Origin of the sequence: Nocardiopsis sp. NPDC007018 (genome assembly GCF_040635075.1) — a bacterium.
In the GTDB taxonomy this organism is placed as follows: domain Bacteria; phylum Actinomycetota; class Actinomycetes; order Streptosporangiales; family Streptosporangiaceae; genus Nocardiopsis.
On sequence record NZ_JBEYHA010000056.1, the window covers coordinates 21,660 to 35,090 of the forward strand.

At 72.5% G+C, this 13,431-nt stretch carries 10 protein-coding genes; 5 read left to right on the top strand and 5 right to left on the bottom strand.

The window, feature by feature from the left end:
• Nucleotides 1–66: 66 nt before the first annotated feature.
• From ABZ635_RS23025 to ABZ635_RS23045, 5 genes are all read right to left on the bottom strand, one after another.
• On the bottom strand, nt 67–1,365 hold the full coding sequence (locus ABZ635_RS23025) for a DUF58 domain-containing protein (protein WP_357768751.1): 1,299 nt from the start codon (nt 1,363–1,365) through the stop codon (nt 67–69).
• Nucleotides 1,365–2,348 carry a MoxR family ATPase gene (locus ABZ635_RS23030; RefSeq protein ID WP_357768753.1) on the bottom strand — a complete coding sequence of 328 codons (984 nt, stop codon included), beginning with the start codon at nt 2,346–2,348 and terminating at the stop codon, nt 1,365–1,367. The genes ABZ635_RS23025 and ABZ635_RS23030 overlap by 1 nt, the downstream gene beginning before the upstream one ends.
• Nucleotides 2,349–2,412: 64 nt before the next feature.
• Nucleotides 2,413–3,582, bottom strand: a complete 1,170-nt coding sequence (locus ABZ635_RS23035) for a DUF4350 domain-containing protein (RefSeq protein ID WP_357768755.1) — start codon at nt 3,580–3,582, stop codon at nt 2,413–2,415.
• Nucleotides 3,579–4,214, bottom strand: coding sequence for a DUF4129 domain-containing protein (locus ABZ635_RS23040; RefSeq protein WP_357768757.1), 636 nt, complete (start codon nt 4,212–4,214; stop codon nt 3,579–3,581). The genes ABZ635_RS23035 and ABZ635_RS23040 overlap by 4 nt, the downstream gene beginning before the upstream one ends.
• Nucleotides 4,211–5,692: a glycerophosphoryl diester phosphodiesterase membrane domain-containing protein gene (locus ABZ635_RS23045; RefSeq protein WP_357768759.1), complete on the bottom strand. Its 1,482-nt coding sequence runs from the start codon at nt 5,690–5,692 to the stop codon at nt 4,211–4,213. The genes ABZ635_RS23040 and ABZ635_RS23045 overlap by 4 nt, the downstream gene beginning before the upstream one ends.
• 661 nt (nt 5,693–6,353) lie before the next feature.
• On the opposite strand from ABZ635_RS23045, the gene mtrA reads away from it, so the two are divergent.
• The 5 genes from mtrA to raiA all read left to right on the top strand — a co-directional run bounded on the left by mtrA (nt 6,354) and on the right by raiA (nt 13,344).
• Entirely contained in the window at nt 6,354–7,031 is a 678-nt protein-coding gene (gene mtrA, locus ABZ635_RS23050) for an MtrAB system response regulator MtrA (protein WP_014908694.1), read from the top strand.
• 16 nt (nt 7,032–7,047) lie between these two features.
• The gene (mtrB, locus tag ABZ635_RS23055; protein ID WP_357768761.1) at nt 7,048–8,838 is read left to right on the top strand and encodes an MtrAB system histidine kinase MtrB; all 1,791 of its coding nucleotides are present in this window, start codon (nt 7,048–7,050) and stop codon (nt 8,836–8,838) included.
• 5 nt (nt 8,839–8,843) lie between these two features.
• Nucleotides 8,844–10,751 (top strand): LpqB family beta-propeller domain-containing protein, encoded by a 1,908-nt coding sequence (locus tag ABZ635_RS23060; protein WP_357768773.1) that lies wholly within the window; start codon nt 8,844–8,846, stop codon nt 10,749–10,751.
• A gap of 326 nt (nt 10,752–11,077) precedes the next feature.
• The gene (locus ABZ635_RS23065) at nt 11,078–11,899 is read left to right on the top strand and encodes a phosphoribosyltransferase family protein (RefSeq protein ID WP_357768763.1); all 822 of its coding nucleotides are present in this window, start codon (nt 11,078–11,080) and stop codon (nt 11,897–11,899) included.
• Nucleotides 11,900–12,672: 773 nt separating this feature from the next.
• Complete coding sequence (gene raiA, locus ABZ635_RS23070; RefSeq protein ID WP_357768765.1) at nt 12,673–13,344, top strand: ribosome-associated translation inhibitor RaiA; 672 nt, start codon at nt 12,673–12,675, stop codon at nt 13,342–13,344.
• The last annotated feature ends 87 nt before the right edge of the window (nt 13,345–13,431 follow it).

Here is a 13,431-nt window from a genome sequence, read left to right on the forward strand (position 1 = left end):
CTACCGGAGGCCCTCTGCGCTTGTCTCAGCCGGGGTTGGTGTTACCAACCTCCATGGTCAGTCCACCTAGAGCCTGCCCTGGGCCTTCAGGTTGATGTAGGCGTCCGCCAGGGCCGGAGCGATCTGCTCGGGGCCCGCGTCCACCACCTCCGCGCCCATCCGGCGCAGCTCCCGGCTGATCCGCTGCCGCTCGCCCAGTGTCCGCTCGGCCGAGGCAGCCCGGTACAGGGCCTCCGGGGTTCCCCGGCCCGCCGCCATCTCCTCGACGGCCGGATCACGCACTCCCGCCACCAACAGCAGGTGGTGCGCGGACAGCAGCGGCAGCCTCGGCAGCAGCCCCTCCTCCAGGGAGGTGGCGTTGAGGTCGGTCAGCAGCACCACGAGCCTGCGCGCCCGTCCCTGGGCGAGTACCGCGCTCACCAGAGCGGCCGGGTCCGACTCCACCAGGCTGGACTCCAGCGGAGCCATCGCCTCCACGACCCGGTTGACCTGGCTGCCCCTGCCCGAGGCCCGTACCTGGGCGCGCACCGTCCGGTCGTGGGCCATGAAGTCCACCCGGTCGCCCGCCCTGCCCGCCAGCGCGGTCAGCAGCAGCGCGGCGTCCATCGCGTGGTCCAACCGCGGGGTGTCGCCGACGCGCCCGGCCGAGGTGCGACCGGTGTCCAGCACCACCAGGATGCGCCGGTCGCGTTCGGGACGCCAGGTCCGCACCACCACGCCGTCGTTGCGCGCGGTGGCGCGCCAGTCGATGGAGCGCACGTCGTCGCCGGGCACGTAGTCGCGCAGGGAGTCGAACTCGCTGCCCTGGCCGCGCACCATCGCGGTGTGCTGCCCCTCCAGCTCACGGAGCCGGGACAGCTTGCCCGGCAGGTGCCTGCGGCTGTGGAACGGCGGCAGGGTCCGCACCGACCACGGCGCGGGGAGCGTGGCCTGGCGCCCGGCCAGCCCGAGCGGGCCCACGGCACGCACCGTCACACCGGCCGCGCGGGCGTCGCCGCGCCGTGTGGGGGTCAGCGAGGTCCGGACGCGTCGGCGCTCCCCGGGGCCCACCAGCAGCGGTTGTGACTTCGGAGACGCGTGCGCGCTCGGCGGCCAGGCGTCGCGGACCCGGCCGCGCAGACGGCGCCGGGACGGGTTGGCCACCGTCACGATCACCTCGGCCGTCTCGCCCAGGCGCAGTGTGGTCTCGCCCTCCCGGGCCAACCGCAGGCGCTTCGGGGCGGGCGCCAACAGCGCGTCGAGCACGACCAGCGCCACCACCAGGCCCACCGAGACGTAGGTGACGATCCCGCCGATGCCGCCGGAGACCGCCACCGCCGCGGCCGCGACGAGCGCCAGGAGGGCGGCCCGGCCGGTGACCACCATCAGCGCGGCACCGGAACGGAGGCCAGCACGCCGTCGAGGACGCCGTCGGCGGTCGCCCCCTCCAGTTCGGCCTCCGGACGCAGCCCGATCCGGTGCCGCAGCGTGCCCTTCGCCAGCGCCTTGACGTCGTCCGGGGTCACGTAGTCGCGCCCCGAGAGCCAGGCCCACGCGCGGCTGGTGCGCAACAGCGCGGTGGCGCCACGGGGCGAGGCGCCCAGCTGGAGGGAGGCCGAGTAGCGGGTGGCCCGGCACAGGTCGACGATGTAGCCGAGGACCTCGGGCGCGATCCGCACCCGGGCCACCGAGGCGCGGGCGGCGTGCAGCTCGGCCGCACCGGCCACGGGCTCCACTCCGGCGGCGACCAGGTCGCTCGGGTCGAACCCGGCGGCGTGGCGGCCCAGCATGGCCACCTCGGCGTTGCGTTCGGGCAGCGGCACCGTCACCTTGAGCAGGAACCGGTCCAGCTGGGCCTCGGGCAGCGGGTAGGTGCCCTCGTACTCGACGGGGTTCTGGGTGGCCGCCACCATGAACGGGTCCGGCAGCGCGACCGGGCGCCCCTCCACGGTGACCTGCCGCTCCTCCATGGCCTCCAGGAGGGAGGCCTGGGTCTTCGGCGGGGTGCGGTTGATCTCGTCGGCCAGCAGCAGATTGGTGAAGACCGGGCCCTTCATGAACTCGAACTTCGCCGTGTGCTGGTCGTAGACGAGCGAACCCGTCACGTCTCCGGGCATCAGGTCCGGGGTGAACTGCACTCGCTTGTGGTCCAGTGACAGGGCCTGCGCGACGGTGCGCACCAGCAGTGTCTTGGCGACACCCGGCACGCCCTCCAACAGGACGTGGCCCCGGCACAGCAGGGCCACGACCAGGCCGGTCACCGTCTCGTCCTGGCCAACGACCGCCTTGGCCACCTCTCGGCGCAGGGCGGTCAGCGCCGCCCGGGCCTCGTCGGCGGAGGGCAGTGCCTCGGGTGTGAAGGCGCTCACGTGCCGTCTACCTCTCTCGATACCTCAGTGGTCAGTTCTCGTCCGTGCGGGGGTGGCGCCGGGCTCACCGCAGCTCCTCGGAGAGTCGGTCAAGTTCCGCGGCCAGACGCTGCATCGCCGCGTCGTCCGCCGTGTACGGGTCCGGTCGGGCCGGGTACAGCAGCTCCCCGAGGACCCGCGGGTCCCGTCCGGTGCGCTCGGCCGTCGACGCCACGACGGCGTCCGGCGAGGCGTCCGGTTGAAGGCCCAGCCGGGGCACGGAGCGTTCCAGGAAGCCCGCGCGCAGCGCCGCGACGGCGCGGTCGCGCGCCTTGCGGGACTGGTACAGCCCGGCCCGGCCCTCGGTGGTCTCGGACGCTCGGACCACCACCGGGAGCGACTCCGGCACCAGCGCGCCCATCCGGCGCCCGCGCCAGAACGCGAACAGCAGCAGGGCCAGCGTCAGGGGGACCAACGACCAGCGCAGGCCCGGCGGGACCAGTTCCCACAGGGTGGCGCTGCCGACCTCGGTGGGCGGGTCGGGCCGCAGCCAGACCACGTGCTCGGCGTCGATCAGGTTGAGCGCCAGCGCCGCGTTGCCCGACACGGCCAGGCCGCGGTTGGTGAGCGGATAGCCGGTGCCCAGCACCGTCGTCGTGGCACCGCTGTCCGTGGCCACCTGGAGTACCGCGAACCCGTCCCCGGACGGATAGCAGCCCAGGGCCTCCACCCCCGGTTCGGCCGCGTAGAGCTCACCGGCCACCCGGGCGTTCCCCGCGAGCGTCGCGTCGGGCAGCGGGCAGTCGGGTGCGGCCGCCTGGTCGCCGTGGTCGCGGCCGACCACGTCCGAGCCGGGGGCGAAGGCGTGCAGCGAACGCAGCGAGGGCTGCACCAGGAAGGTGTCGGTGCCCAGGGCGGCGAGCGCGTCCAGCTCCTCGGGGAGCAGCCGGTGGTCGAGGGACAACATCAGGATCGTGTCGTCGCCGGAGCGCTCCACGGCCCGGGCGGCCGCCTCGGAGGTTCGGGTGACGGTGACGTCGGAGTCCTCGTCGAGCAGCCGCGCCAGCGCGCGCGAGCCCTGGGGTTCGGGACTGCCGGGCTCCAGGTAGCCGGAGGGGAACTGCTCCTCGCCCAGCGACAGCAGGACCGCCACCACGACCAGCGCGGTGACGACGGCCAGCGGGACGCGTCCGGCGCGCCACACGCGTCCGGCCGTGGCCCGCAGGGGCGACCGCCCCGTCGCGGTGGTCGTCATGGGGACACCTCGTCGTCGAGTACGGGTCGGGCCGCGCCCAGGCGCAGGTCGAGTTCGCGCATGGTGCGGGCGGAGTCCGCGGTGGCGGCGCGGTCGCCGTAGACCACGTCGTTGAACAGGCGCGCCCCGGCGTCGAGCGGTTCCGCCTCACCGGGCAGTGACCGGGCGGCCTCGACGGCCAGCTCGGTGGCAGTCCGTCCGGGCCGGGCACCGACGATCGCCCGGTCCTCCAGGTCCACGCTGATCGCTCGCAGACGCTCGGTGACCGCCTCCGCGAAGTCGCCCCGGGCCTCGGCTTGTTCGGACAGTGCTCGGTGGTCGGCGGCGGTGCGCACCGTGCCCTCGTGCAGGGGCGGTTCGGACCGGCGGTTGCGTGAGGGGCGCAGGTAGACGATCAGCGCGACCACCAGCACCGCGAGCACCAGCAGCACCAGGGCGAGGAGCCACCCGCCCGGGACGACTCCCTCGCCCGCCCGGGCCAGGGAGTCGAGGAACTCGCCCAGCCAGTTGAGGAACCGGTCCAGGAGGGAGGGCTCGTTGCTGCCGTAGACGGGGTCGGACAGCTCGTCCAGCGCGCGCCGCCGACCCTCCTCCCCGGTCACGTCCAGGGGCGCGGTGAGAGGCGCCCTCACGCGCGGTACCCCGGCAGGAAGACCTCCGACCCCACCGGCTGACCCCGCTGGGCGATCCCGTTGAGCTGGAGGTCCAGGCCCTCGCCGCGCATCCGCAGGTCGACGCACAGCAGGGTGTTCACCCCGGCGAGGAAGGGCAGTGTGAGGGCGTAGATCAGTACCGTGACCACGTAGTTCACGACACCGGCCAGGACCGGGCCGAAGGTGTCGATCTCGAACAGCAGGGCGATGGCGAATCCGAGCGGCATGGTCAGGATGAGGTTCACCACCACCACGACGGCCCCGCTGAGCAGCCAGTAGCCGAAGGTGCGCCACCAGGCGCCCTGGGAGAGCCGCCACGAGCGGGCCATGGCCTGGCCCGCGCCCAGCCGCTCCAGCACGATCAGGGGCATGGCGTAGTAGAGCCGGACCCAGATCCACGCGGCCGGGGCGCAGATCACCGCGAGGGCCAGGAGTGAGATGAGGACCGCGATGATGACGCCCGCGGTGGGGTCGGCCATGCCGAAGCCGATGATGAGCCCGACGAACAGGGCCACCATCAGGGCGACGAACACGACGCCCCAGATGACGATCTGGATGCCCAGGCGGATGAACGCCAGGGCGATGACGGAGCCGACCCGGCCGCGTACGACGGCCCGGGCCTGCTCCACGGTGAGGCGGCGGCCGAGCACCGCCATGCCGACGACACCGGAGAGCATGCCGGTGAGGACGGCCATGCCCACCAGGTTGATCAGGCTGCCGGTGAACCCGAGCAGGGTGGCGATCGGCGACGACGCGTACATCGGGTCGTCGGGGTCGAAGGCCTCCGGGTCCGCCATGATCTGGTCGAACATGGAGAGCGTCGACAGGGAGTCGCTGGTGGACCAGGTCGCCGCGATGCTGCCCACGATCGAGGCGATCGCCATGACGATCAGGGACAGCAGGAAGGTGGTGCGGGGGTTCTGGCGGACGTAGCCGAACGCGCCGTTGAAGACGTCGCCGAGGGACATCGGGCGCAGAGCGACCACGCCGGGACGGACGGGTTCGGGAGACAGACCGTCGGACTCCGGCGTGTGGGGCGCGGGACCGAAGCGGCCGCCGGGGCCGCCGGGGCCAGGCGGGGGAGCGTACCCGGGGGGTCCGTAGCCGGGACCCTGCGCGTACCCGTGCGCGTACCCGGGGGGAGGGCCGTATCCGGGCGGAGTGCCGTGGCCCGGGGCGGCGCCGTGTCCGGGCGGCGGGCCGTGTCCGGGCGGGGGCGTACGGCCGTAGGGGTCCCCCTGGCCGGGGGGCGGCGCGTACCCCGGGTGGGTTCCGGACCCGGGGGTGGGGCCGTGTCCGGGCCACGGGCCGTAGCCGGGAGGTGGCGCGTACCCGTGCGCGTACCCGGGGGGAGTCCCGTGTTCGCCGGGGGCTCCCTGGCCGCCGGAGGCGCCGGGCCCGCCGGAGGCGCCGGGCCCGCCGGAGGCGCCCGCGCCGGGCGGCGCGAAGCCGGGCATCGCCCCACCGGGCGGCGGAGGCGTCGGGTGCCCGGGTGCGGAGCGGTCGGGTGCCGGCCCGCCTCCGCCCGGCGCGTCGGCCGACCCCTGCCCGGGGGCGGCCCAACCGCCCGTGCCGGGAGCGTCTCCAGAGTCAGGCGACCCCGGCCCTCCGGAAACGTCGGGGTCGTCCCCCGGCCTCTCCCGGTGGTCGTCCTCCTGGCTCATCTGCCGCCCTCCGTGAGGTTCGGTTACCGCGCGCGAGCGTGTCCGCGCCCGTTCTGATGTGTCGGAAACCAACCTACCGGCCGGTTCCACCGCTTCTCAGTGGGCTTGCAGTGTGTCCTAGACAACCCACGCACTTCATTCCTTTTGTATGCTTTCTGTTACCAACCGGCCAAGTCACGAAGCTTTCCGGGCCTTCCTTGCCAGGGATGACGCCGCCGGTGACCGAATTCGGTCCAAAAGGTCCCAACACCGCTGACCGCTCCTCCAACACCGGCCGAAGCTGGCAAGGTTGGGGGGTGACGGGACGCGGTCTCCCGGACGGGGATCGCTCCCCGGCCCCGGGGGTCACGGGCACCGACCACTGAGGCCGCTTGAGTGTTCCAGGAGAGAGGAGTAGGCGCCGGTACCCTCCCCGCCCCCGGGCGGAGGCGGAAAGCCCGCGCCGGACACACCGATGAAGGGACGTGTACTGGTTGTCGACGACGACCTCGCCCTCGCCGAGATGCTGGGCATCGTGTTGCGCGGTGAAGGGTTCGAGCCCTCGTTCGTCCACGACGGCGACAAGGCCCTGGAGGCCTTCCGCGAGACCAAGCCCGACCTGGTCCTCCTCGACCTGATGCTGCCCGGGGCCGACGGGATCGACGTGTGCCGTCAGATCCGCGCCGAGTCCGGGGTTCCCATCGTCATGCTCACCGCCAAGAGCGACACCGTGGACGTCGTCCTTGGCCTGGAGTCGGGCGCCGACGACTACATCGTCAAGCCGTTCAAGCCCAAGGAGCTCGTGGCCCGCGTGCGCGTGCGCCTGCGCCGCACCGAGGAGCCCGCGCCCGAGGTCCTCCAGATCGGGGACATCACCATCGACGTCGCGGGGCACGCCGTGCGCCGCGACGGCGAGCAGATCAGCCTCACCCCGTTGGAGTTCGACCTCCTGGTCGCCCTGGCCCGCAAGCCGCGCCAGGTCTTCACCCGCGAGGTCCTGCTCGAACAGGTCTGGGGCTACCGCCACGCCGCCGACACGCGCCTGGTCAACGTGCACGTGCAGCGGCTGCGCGCCAAGATCGAGAAGGACCCGGAGCACCCCGAGGTCGTCGTGACCGTCCGCGGTGTCGGCTACAAGGCCGGGACCGCCTGACCCGCCCGGAAGCCACATGACCGCGTCCGTACCCGAGGAGGGGAGGGGAGCCGACTCCGAGGGAGAACGGACCACCCCTCCCTCCGGCCTGCCCGAGAGCGGCGGCTGGAGGGACGGCAACACGGGCCTGACCCGCTCCTACCTCCTCGCCCAGCGCGCGGCCCGCGCGCTGGTGCGGGGGGCGCACACCAACTGGCGCCGCTCCCTGCACCTGCGGGTGATCAGCACGACGCTGGTACTGTCCCTGCTGGTCATGGCCGGGTTGGGGTACGTACTCGTCTCCGAGGTGCGCAGCGGGCTCCTGGACGCCAAGACCAACACGGCGGTCAACGACCACCGGGCGGGGCTCAGCTACGCGCTCACCGAACTCCAGGAGAACGAGATCGGTGACCGTAACCGCCTCCTGAACAACGTCGCCAGCGAGCTGACCAGCCGCAGCGGCGACACCGGGCTCTACAGCGTGTTCATCCTGCCGTCGGTCAGCGACGAACTGGGGTGGGCCACCGGCGAGGGGAGCGTCCCCCCGCGACTGGTGGACCAGGTGCGCCAGTCCGAGGTGTTCGACCAGCAGTACCACACGTACACGCGCATCGACATGGAGGACGGTTCGGTCGAACCGGCCCTGGTCGTGGGCGCCCAGATCAACCAGGCCTACGAGCTCTACTACATCTTCCCGCTCCAGCACGAACAGGAGATCCTGGACCTGGTGCAGGGCACGGTCGCCCTGGTCGCGGTGCTGCTGGTGATCCTTCTCGGGCTCATCGCGTTCACCATCACCCGGCAGGTGGTCAACCCGGTGCGCTCCGCGGCCCAGTCGGCCGAGCGGCTCGCCGCGGGCGACCTCACCGAACGCATGACGGTGCGCGGCGAGGACGACCTCGCGCGGCTCGCGGTGTCCTTCAACGACATGGCGGGCAACCTCCAGGAGAAGATCCAGGAGCTGGAGGAGCTGTCGAAGCTCCAGCGCCAGTTCGTCTCGGACGTCTCGCACGAGCTGCGCACACCGCTCACCACCATCCGTATGGCCGGTGACCTGCTGTTCGACGACCGCGAGGAGCTGGACGCCTCCCACCGCCGGTCCGTGGAGCTGCTCCAGAGCCAGGTGGAGCGGTTCGAGGAACTCCTCGCCGACCTGTTGGAGATCAGCCGCCACGACGCCGGGGCCGCGACCCTCGGCATCGAGTCGTCGGACATCCGTGACTCGGTGATGAAGGCGGTGGGCGACGCCGAGCAGATCGCCGAGCGCCGGGGCATCAAGGTGATCCTGCGCCTGCCCGCGGACCCGGTGGTCGCCGAGTTCGACACCCGACGGATCAACCGCATCCTGCGCAACCTGGTGGTCAACGCCATCGAGCACAGCGAGGGGCGCGACGTGGTGGTCGCAGCGGCGGGCGACCGGGACGCCGTCGCCGTGGCCGTGCGCGACTACGGGGTGGGGCTCAAGGAGGGCGAGGAGCACCTGTGCTTCGACCGCTTCTGGCGGGCCGACTACTCGCGGGTGCGCACCACCGGGGGGACCGGTCTGGGCCTGTCCATCGCCAAGGAGGACGCGACCCTGCATGGCGGCTGGCTCCAGGCGTGGGGCCTGCCCGGGCAGGGGTCGCAGTTCCGGCTCTCCCTGCCCCGCCGGTCCGGCGCGGAGCTGCGCGGTTCGCCGCTGCCGCTGGTGCCGCCGGAGATCGCCCTGGGCCGCGCCTTCCCGCCCTTCGTCGACAAGGACGGGAACGGCGCGGACTCCAACGGGACCGAGGAGGTCCGAGGCATGGAGAGGGGCCGGTTCGGACCCGACGACGAGGAGGCGCTGTGAGCCACGTGGAGAGCCCCGGACGCCTGAGGCGGGTCGTGCGCACCATTGCGGCCGGAACGCTCGCGTGCGTGTCCCTGGCGGCCTGCGCGAGCGTTCCCATGACCGGCCCCGTCGTCCCGAGCGAGGGCGGCGACGGCTCCGGTGACCCCTACGGTGGCTACGTGCGGCTCCTACCCGCGGGCCCCCAGCCCGGTGTGGCGCCCGAAGGACTCATCAACGGCTTCCTGAAGGACCTCGGCAGCTTCGAGGAGGACCACAAGGCCGCCCGCAGTTACATGCTCCCCGAGCGGAGCGAGGAGTGGACCCCCGACGCCGCCGTCCGGGTCTTCTCCGACCTGGAGGCTGTGGACATGGACTCCGAGATCGCCGCGGACGGGCTCACCGCCACCGTGCGCATCCGCAGCAACGAGATCGCCAGTATCGACCAGAGCGGCAAGTACGTCCCCGCCGAGGCGGGCTCGATGGTGGAGGAGACCTTCACCCTCGCCAGGGAGGGCGAGGACCCCGACGGCGAGTGGCGTATCCGGGACCTGCCCGACGAGATCATCCTCAGCCAGCTCGACGTCGAACGCACCTACCGTCCGTTCAACCTGTACTTCTTCAACCCGGCCGCGACCGCGCTGGTCCCCGACCCGGTCTACCTTCCGGTGAGCACCGACCAGCTGGCCGAACGCCTGCTCCGCAAGCTCATCGGCGGCCCCACCGACTGGCTGGACCCGGCCGTGCTCTCCGCCTTCCCCGAGGAGGCCTCCCCGAGGCTGGAGATCGACGGCGAACGCGCGATCATCGGCGTCACCACCCGCGAGGAGGCGGACGAGTACGGCATGGGCGCGCAGATCGCCTGGACCCTGCGCCAGCTCCCGGAGATCCAGGAGTTCACCCTCCGGATCAACGGCGACGAGGTGAGCTTCCCGCAGTCCGACGGCGACAGCTCCGACCGTCCCCGGCCGGGCAGCGACTACTGGACGCGGGTCAGCCCCGGCGCCACCCTCGCCGGAATCCACGCCTACTACACGCACGAGGGCCAGTTGTGGTCGGCGCCCGACTGGGACGCCGACGACTTCAACAGCGCCGAACGGGTCCAGGGACCGCTGGGCGCGGGAGAGGTGCAGCTGGACCGGTTCGCGGTCTCACTCGACCAGAGCACCGTCGCGGGTATCACCCTGGGCGGGCGCGAGGTCGTCACCAGCTTCACCAGCGCCGGAGCGCACACGCGCGAGGTGCTCGGGGACGGTATGTTCACCGACCTGTCCTGGGACGTGAACGGCAACCTCTGGGTCGTCGAGGAGACCCGGGACGCGCGCGAGTCCGACGACGAGGACGCGGACGAGGGGTCCGGCGACGACACGGCGCGCGCCGACGAGGAGACCGGGGCCGCGGGGCTGGCCGAGGAGGAACCGCCCGCTCCCGGCGACACCGCCCTCTGGCTGCTGCGCGACGGCGAGGAGGTGGTCCAGGCCGAGCTGCGGGGCCTGCGCGACCACTCGCTGGTGCACTTCAGGATCTCCCGCGACGGGGCCCGGGCGGCGGTGGTCACCGAACGGGACGGGGAGCGCTCGCTCCAGGTCGGGCGGGTCGTCGAGGGTGAGGACGGCCGGGTCTCGGTGGGGGCCTTCATCGGACTCGCCGACCAGGAGCTGGAGGACGTCACCAGCATCTCGTGGCGCTCCAGCGACCAGCTGGTGGTCGTGGGAAGCCGCGACGGGGGGACACCCCAGGCGCTGCTGGTGTCCCTGGACGGCGGGACGCCCGCGGCCAGCGCGGGTGCGCCGGTCGCCGGCATGATCACCATCTCCGGAGCCCCCGGACAGCCGCTGCTGGTGGGGGCCGACGACGGCAATATCTGGGTGTCCAACGACCCCCTGAACTGGCAGAACGTGGTGGAGGGCGGGTCGCCGACCTTCCCGGGCTGACCGGCCGGGACCCGGGTCCTACCCTCGTGGGGGCTCGAGCGCCCGTGTGGCCCGAACCCGCCCCGCGACCGCTCCGGCGGTGACGGTGCCGCCGGCGCACCCGGCGCCGACCCTCCGGTGGTCGTTCCGGGGGGCCCGGCCCGCGCGCGCCGCGTCGCTGGGATCTCCGTGTGGCGGGCTCGCGGGCGGACGGCCGTCCCGCCCGGCCCTCCCCACGGTTGGCAGAGGTTCGCCCTCCTCTCGCCGCTCCGACCTCGCGCGGAGGCGTTGTCCACAGGTCCCCGCGTCCTCTGGCGCATCGCGTCCGCGTCGCCCAACCTGGAGGAGTGAACCCCACCGGAGCCCCCGCCTCCCGGCGTCGGCCGGACGCGCTCCTTCGCGTGCTCCGGCTGCTCGCCTCACTCCTGGAACCCCTCCTCGAACTCCTGGCCCCACGGGACTGCGCGGGCTGCGGCGGCCCGGACCACCCGCTGTGCGCGCGCTGCCTCGGCCTCACCGGGCACCGCCCGCACCGGGCTCCCGGGCGCGCACGCTGCCCCCCGGTGTGGGCGGTCGGCACGTACGCCGGTCGCCACCGCCGTGTCCTGCTCGCCTTCAAGCACGGCGGACGGCACGAGCTGGACGCCCCGCTCGGGGCGCGGCTGGCCGCCGCCTACCGCGCCTCCGGTTGGGCCGCGCCCGACACGCTCCTGGTGCCGGTTCCGGGACGGGGTCGCGCACCGTCCCGTTCAGGCGCCGCCTGGAGACTGGCCCGCGCCTGCGCCCACGCGATCGGCGACGGCGGCACCGCGGGGGTCGCGCCGGTGCTGCGCTACCGTGTCCGCGCCCGCCCACAGACGGGTCTGTGCCGCGCGCGACGCCTGGTCAACCGGGTGGGGGTCCTCACCGCCGCTCCGCCCGCGCGCGCGGCCCCGCGCTCCCGGCGGCGCGGGGGGCCGGGTCCGGCGACGGGAGGGCTCCGGGGCCGCCGTGTGGTCGTGGTGGACGACGTGCTCACCACGGGGGCGACGCTGGAGGAGGCCGCCCGAGCCCTGCGCGCGGAGGGCGCGAGGGTGGTGGGAGCCCTGGTTCTCGCCGAACGGGACCGCCCCACACCTCCCGAGGCCTCCCGGGAGCGTCCTGAAAGAAGGTTTTACAAACCCCCCTGATCGGGCGAAACATGCCTGTTCACAAGGGTTTGCGGCGCTTGTCGACCGCTTGGTACCCCGTTCGCTACCTGACATCCGCGCTGGGACAGGTTACGGTCCAGGTATGGCACCCGTCCGGGTCCGTGGTTGCGCCGGATACTCAGAGCTCCCGGGAAGACCGTGGAGCAGCTCCGGCAAGCCGATGCCAGGCGCAGGCGAAACGGCCCACGTAAGGCGACTTTTCGTCGACCGATCACGGTGCGCCTTAGAGGTAAGCCCTGCCCCGCTGAGGGTCCCGATGTCCCTCATGACCGGGAGAAGAGCAGTAGTCGCGTACAAGAGCGGCGACACTCTCAGCAGGCGGATGTGGGGACGAAGACCAGGTCGGCCGGACGGGTGGCATACCGACGTTGGGGGGTTCGTCGTGCCCGGGGTGCGAACTCCGGGGGCGCGGACCCCCACACGGTTCTCCGACGTCCCCTCGGCCCCCTCCGTCACCGGAGCTCACCGGGCCCCGACCGACCCGTCCGGTGTTCACCGGCTGGTGGGCGACACGCCCCGATCGGGTCACATGTCCTTCTTTCCCATCCGAGGTCCTCGGTTAATCGGGCCCCTGGTGCACGTGATGACCCTGCCTCGGATGGGTATACGCACTTCCAACCGAGAGGTGCCCCTCTAGGAAGCGGGGCACGAAGGGAAGGAGGGCTGACGCGTCACACCCCTTCCCCAGCGGAAGGGGAGCAGAGCCAGCCTGGCCGTCGCCTTCACGGCGGCCACGCGATGAAGGGGGTCCTATGGACATCATCGTCAAAGGTCGACGCACTGGTGTGAGTGAGAAGTTCCGACAGCACGTCGAGAACAAGCTCGACAGGCTCTCCAAGTGGGAGCGCAAGGGCATGAGCGTCGATGTGGAGGTGTCCCAGGAGCGCAACCCCAAGCTCGCCGACGTCCGCGAGCGGGTTGAACTGACCATCCACTCCGACGGCCCGGTCATCCGCAGTGAGGCCGCTTCGGTGGACCGTCACGGCGCTCTCGACCTCGCGATCGACAAGATCGAGGCCCGCCTCCGCAAGTCCGCTGACCGCCGCAAGGTGCACCGCGGAAACCACACTCCCGTCTCCGTCGCGGCAGCCACGGCCCACCTCCCCGGAGACCTGCCCTCGACCACGGCAACCGCCACCAAGGCCCCCCCGGCCCAGCGAGGCGGTGAGGACGCGATCGACGGCGTGGAGCTCGACGGCCGCTTCACGGACGAGTTCGTGGAACTCGACACCCAGGGGGAGACCCCCGTGGTCGTGCGGGAGAAGTTCCACCGGGCCAAGCCGATGAGCATCGACCAGGCGTTGATGGAGATGGAACTCGTCGGCCACGACTTCTACCTCTTCCATGACGAGGTCAAGGACGCCCCGAGCGTCGTCTACCGGCGCAAGGGGTTCAACTACGGCGTCCTGCGTCTCGTGGACTAGTCCGCGCGTTCCTCGTCCCTGACCCTTCCCCCGCACGGAGGTGGACCCGACAGACGTCGACACACTCCTGAGCAGTAGAACTGTACG

Bases quoted from the DNA above. Each gene is read 5' to 3' on its own strand.
- ABZ635_RS23025 (WP_357768751.1), bottom strand. From the start codon at position 1,365: ATGGTGGTCACCGGCCGGGCCGCCCTCCTGGCGCTCGTCGCGGCCGCG.
- ABZ635_RS23035 (WP_357768755.1), bottom strand. From the start codon at position 3,582: ATGACGACCACCGCGACGGGGCGGTCGCCCCTGCGGGCCACGGCCGGA.
- ABZ635_RS23045 (WP_357768759.1), bottom strand. From the start codon at position 5,692: ATGCCCGGCTTCGCGCCGCCCGGCGCGGGCGCCTCCGGCGGGCCCGGC.
- mtrA (WP_014908694.1), top strand. From the start codon at position 6,354: ATGAAGGGACGTGTACTGGTTGTCGACGACGACCTCGCCCTCGCCGAG.
- mtrB (WP_357768761.1), top strand. From the start codon at position 7,048: ATGACCGCGTCCGTACCCGAGGAGGGGAGGGGAGCCGACTCCGAGGGA.
- raiA (WP_357768765.1), top strand. From the start codon at position 12,673: ATGGACATCATCGTCAAAGGTCGACGCACTGGTGTGAGTGAGAAGTTC.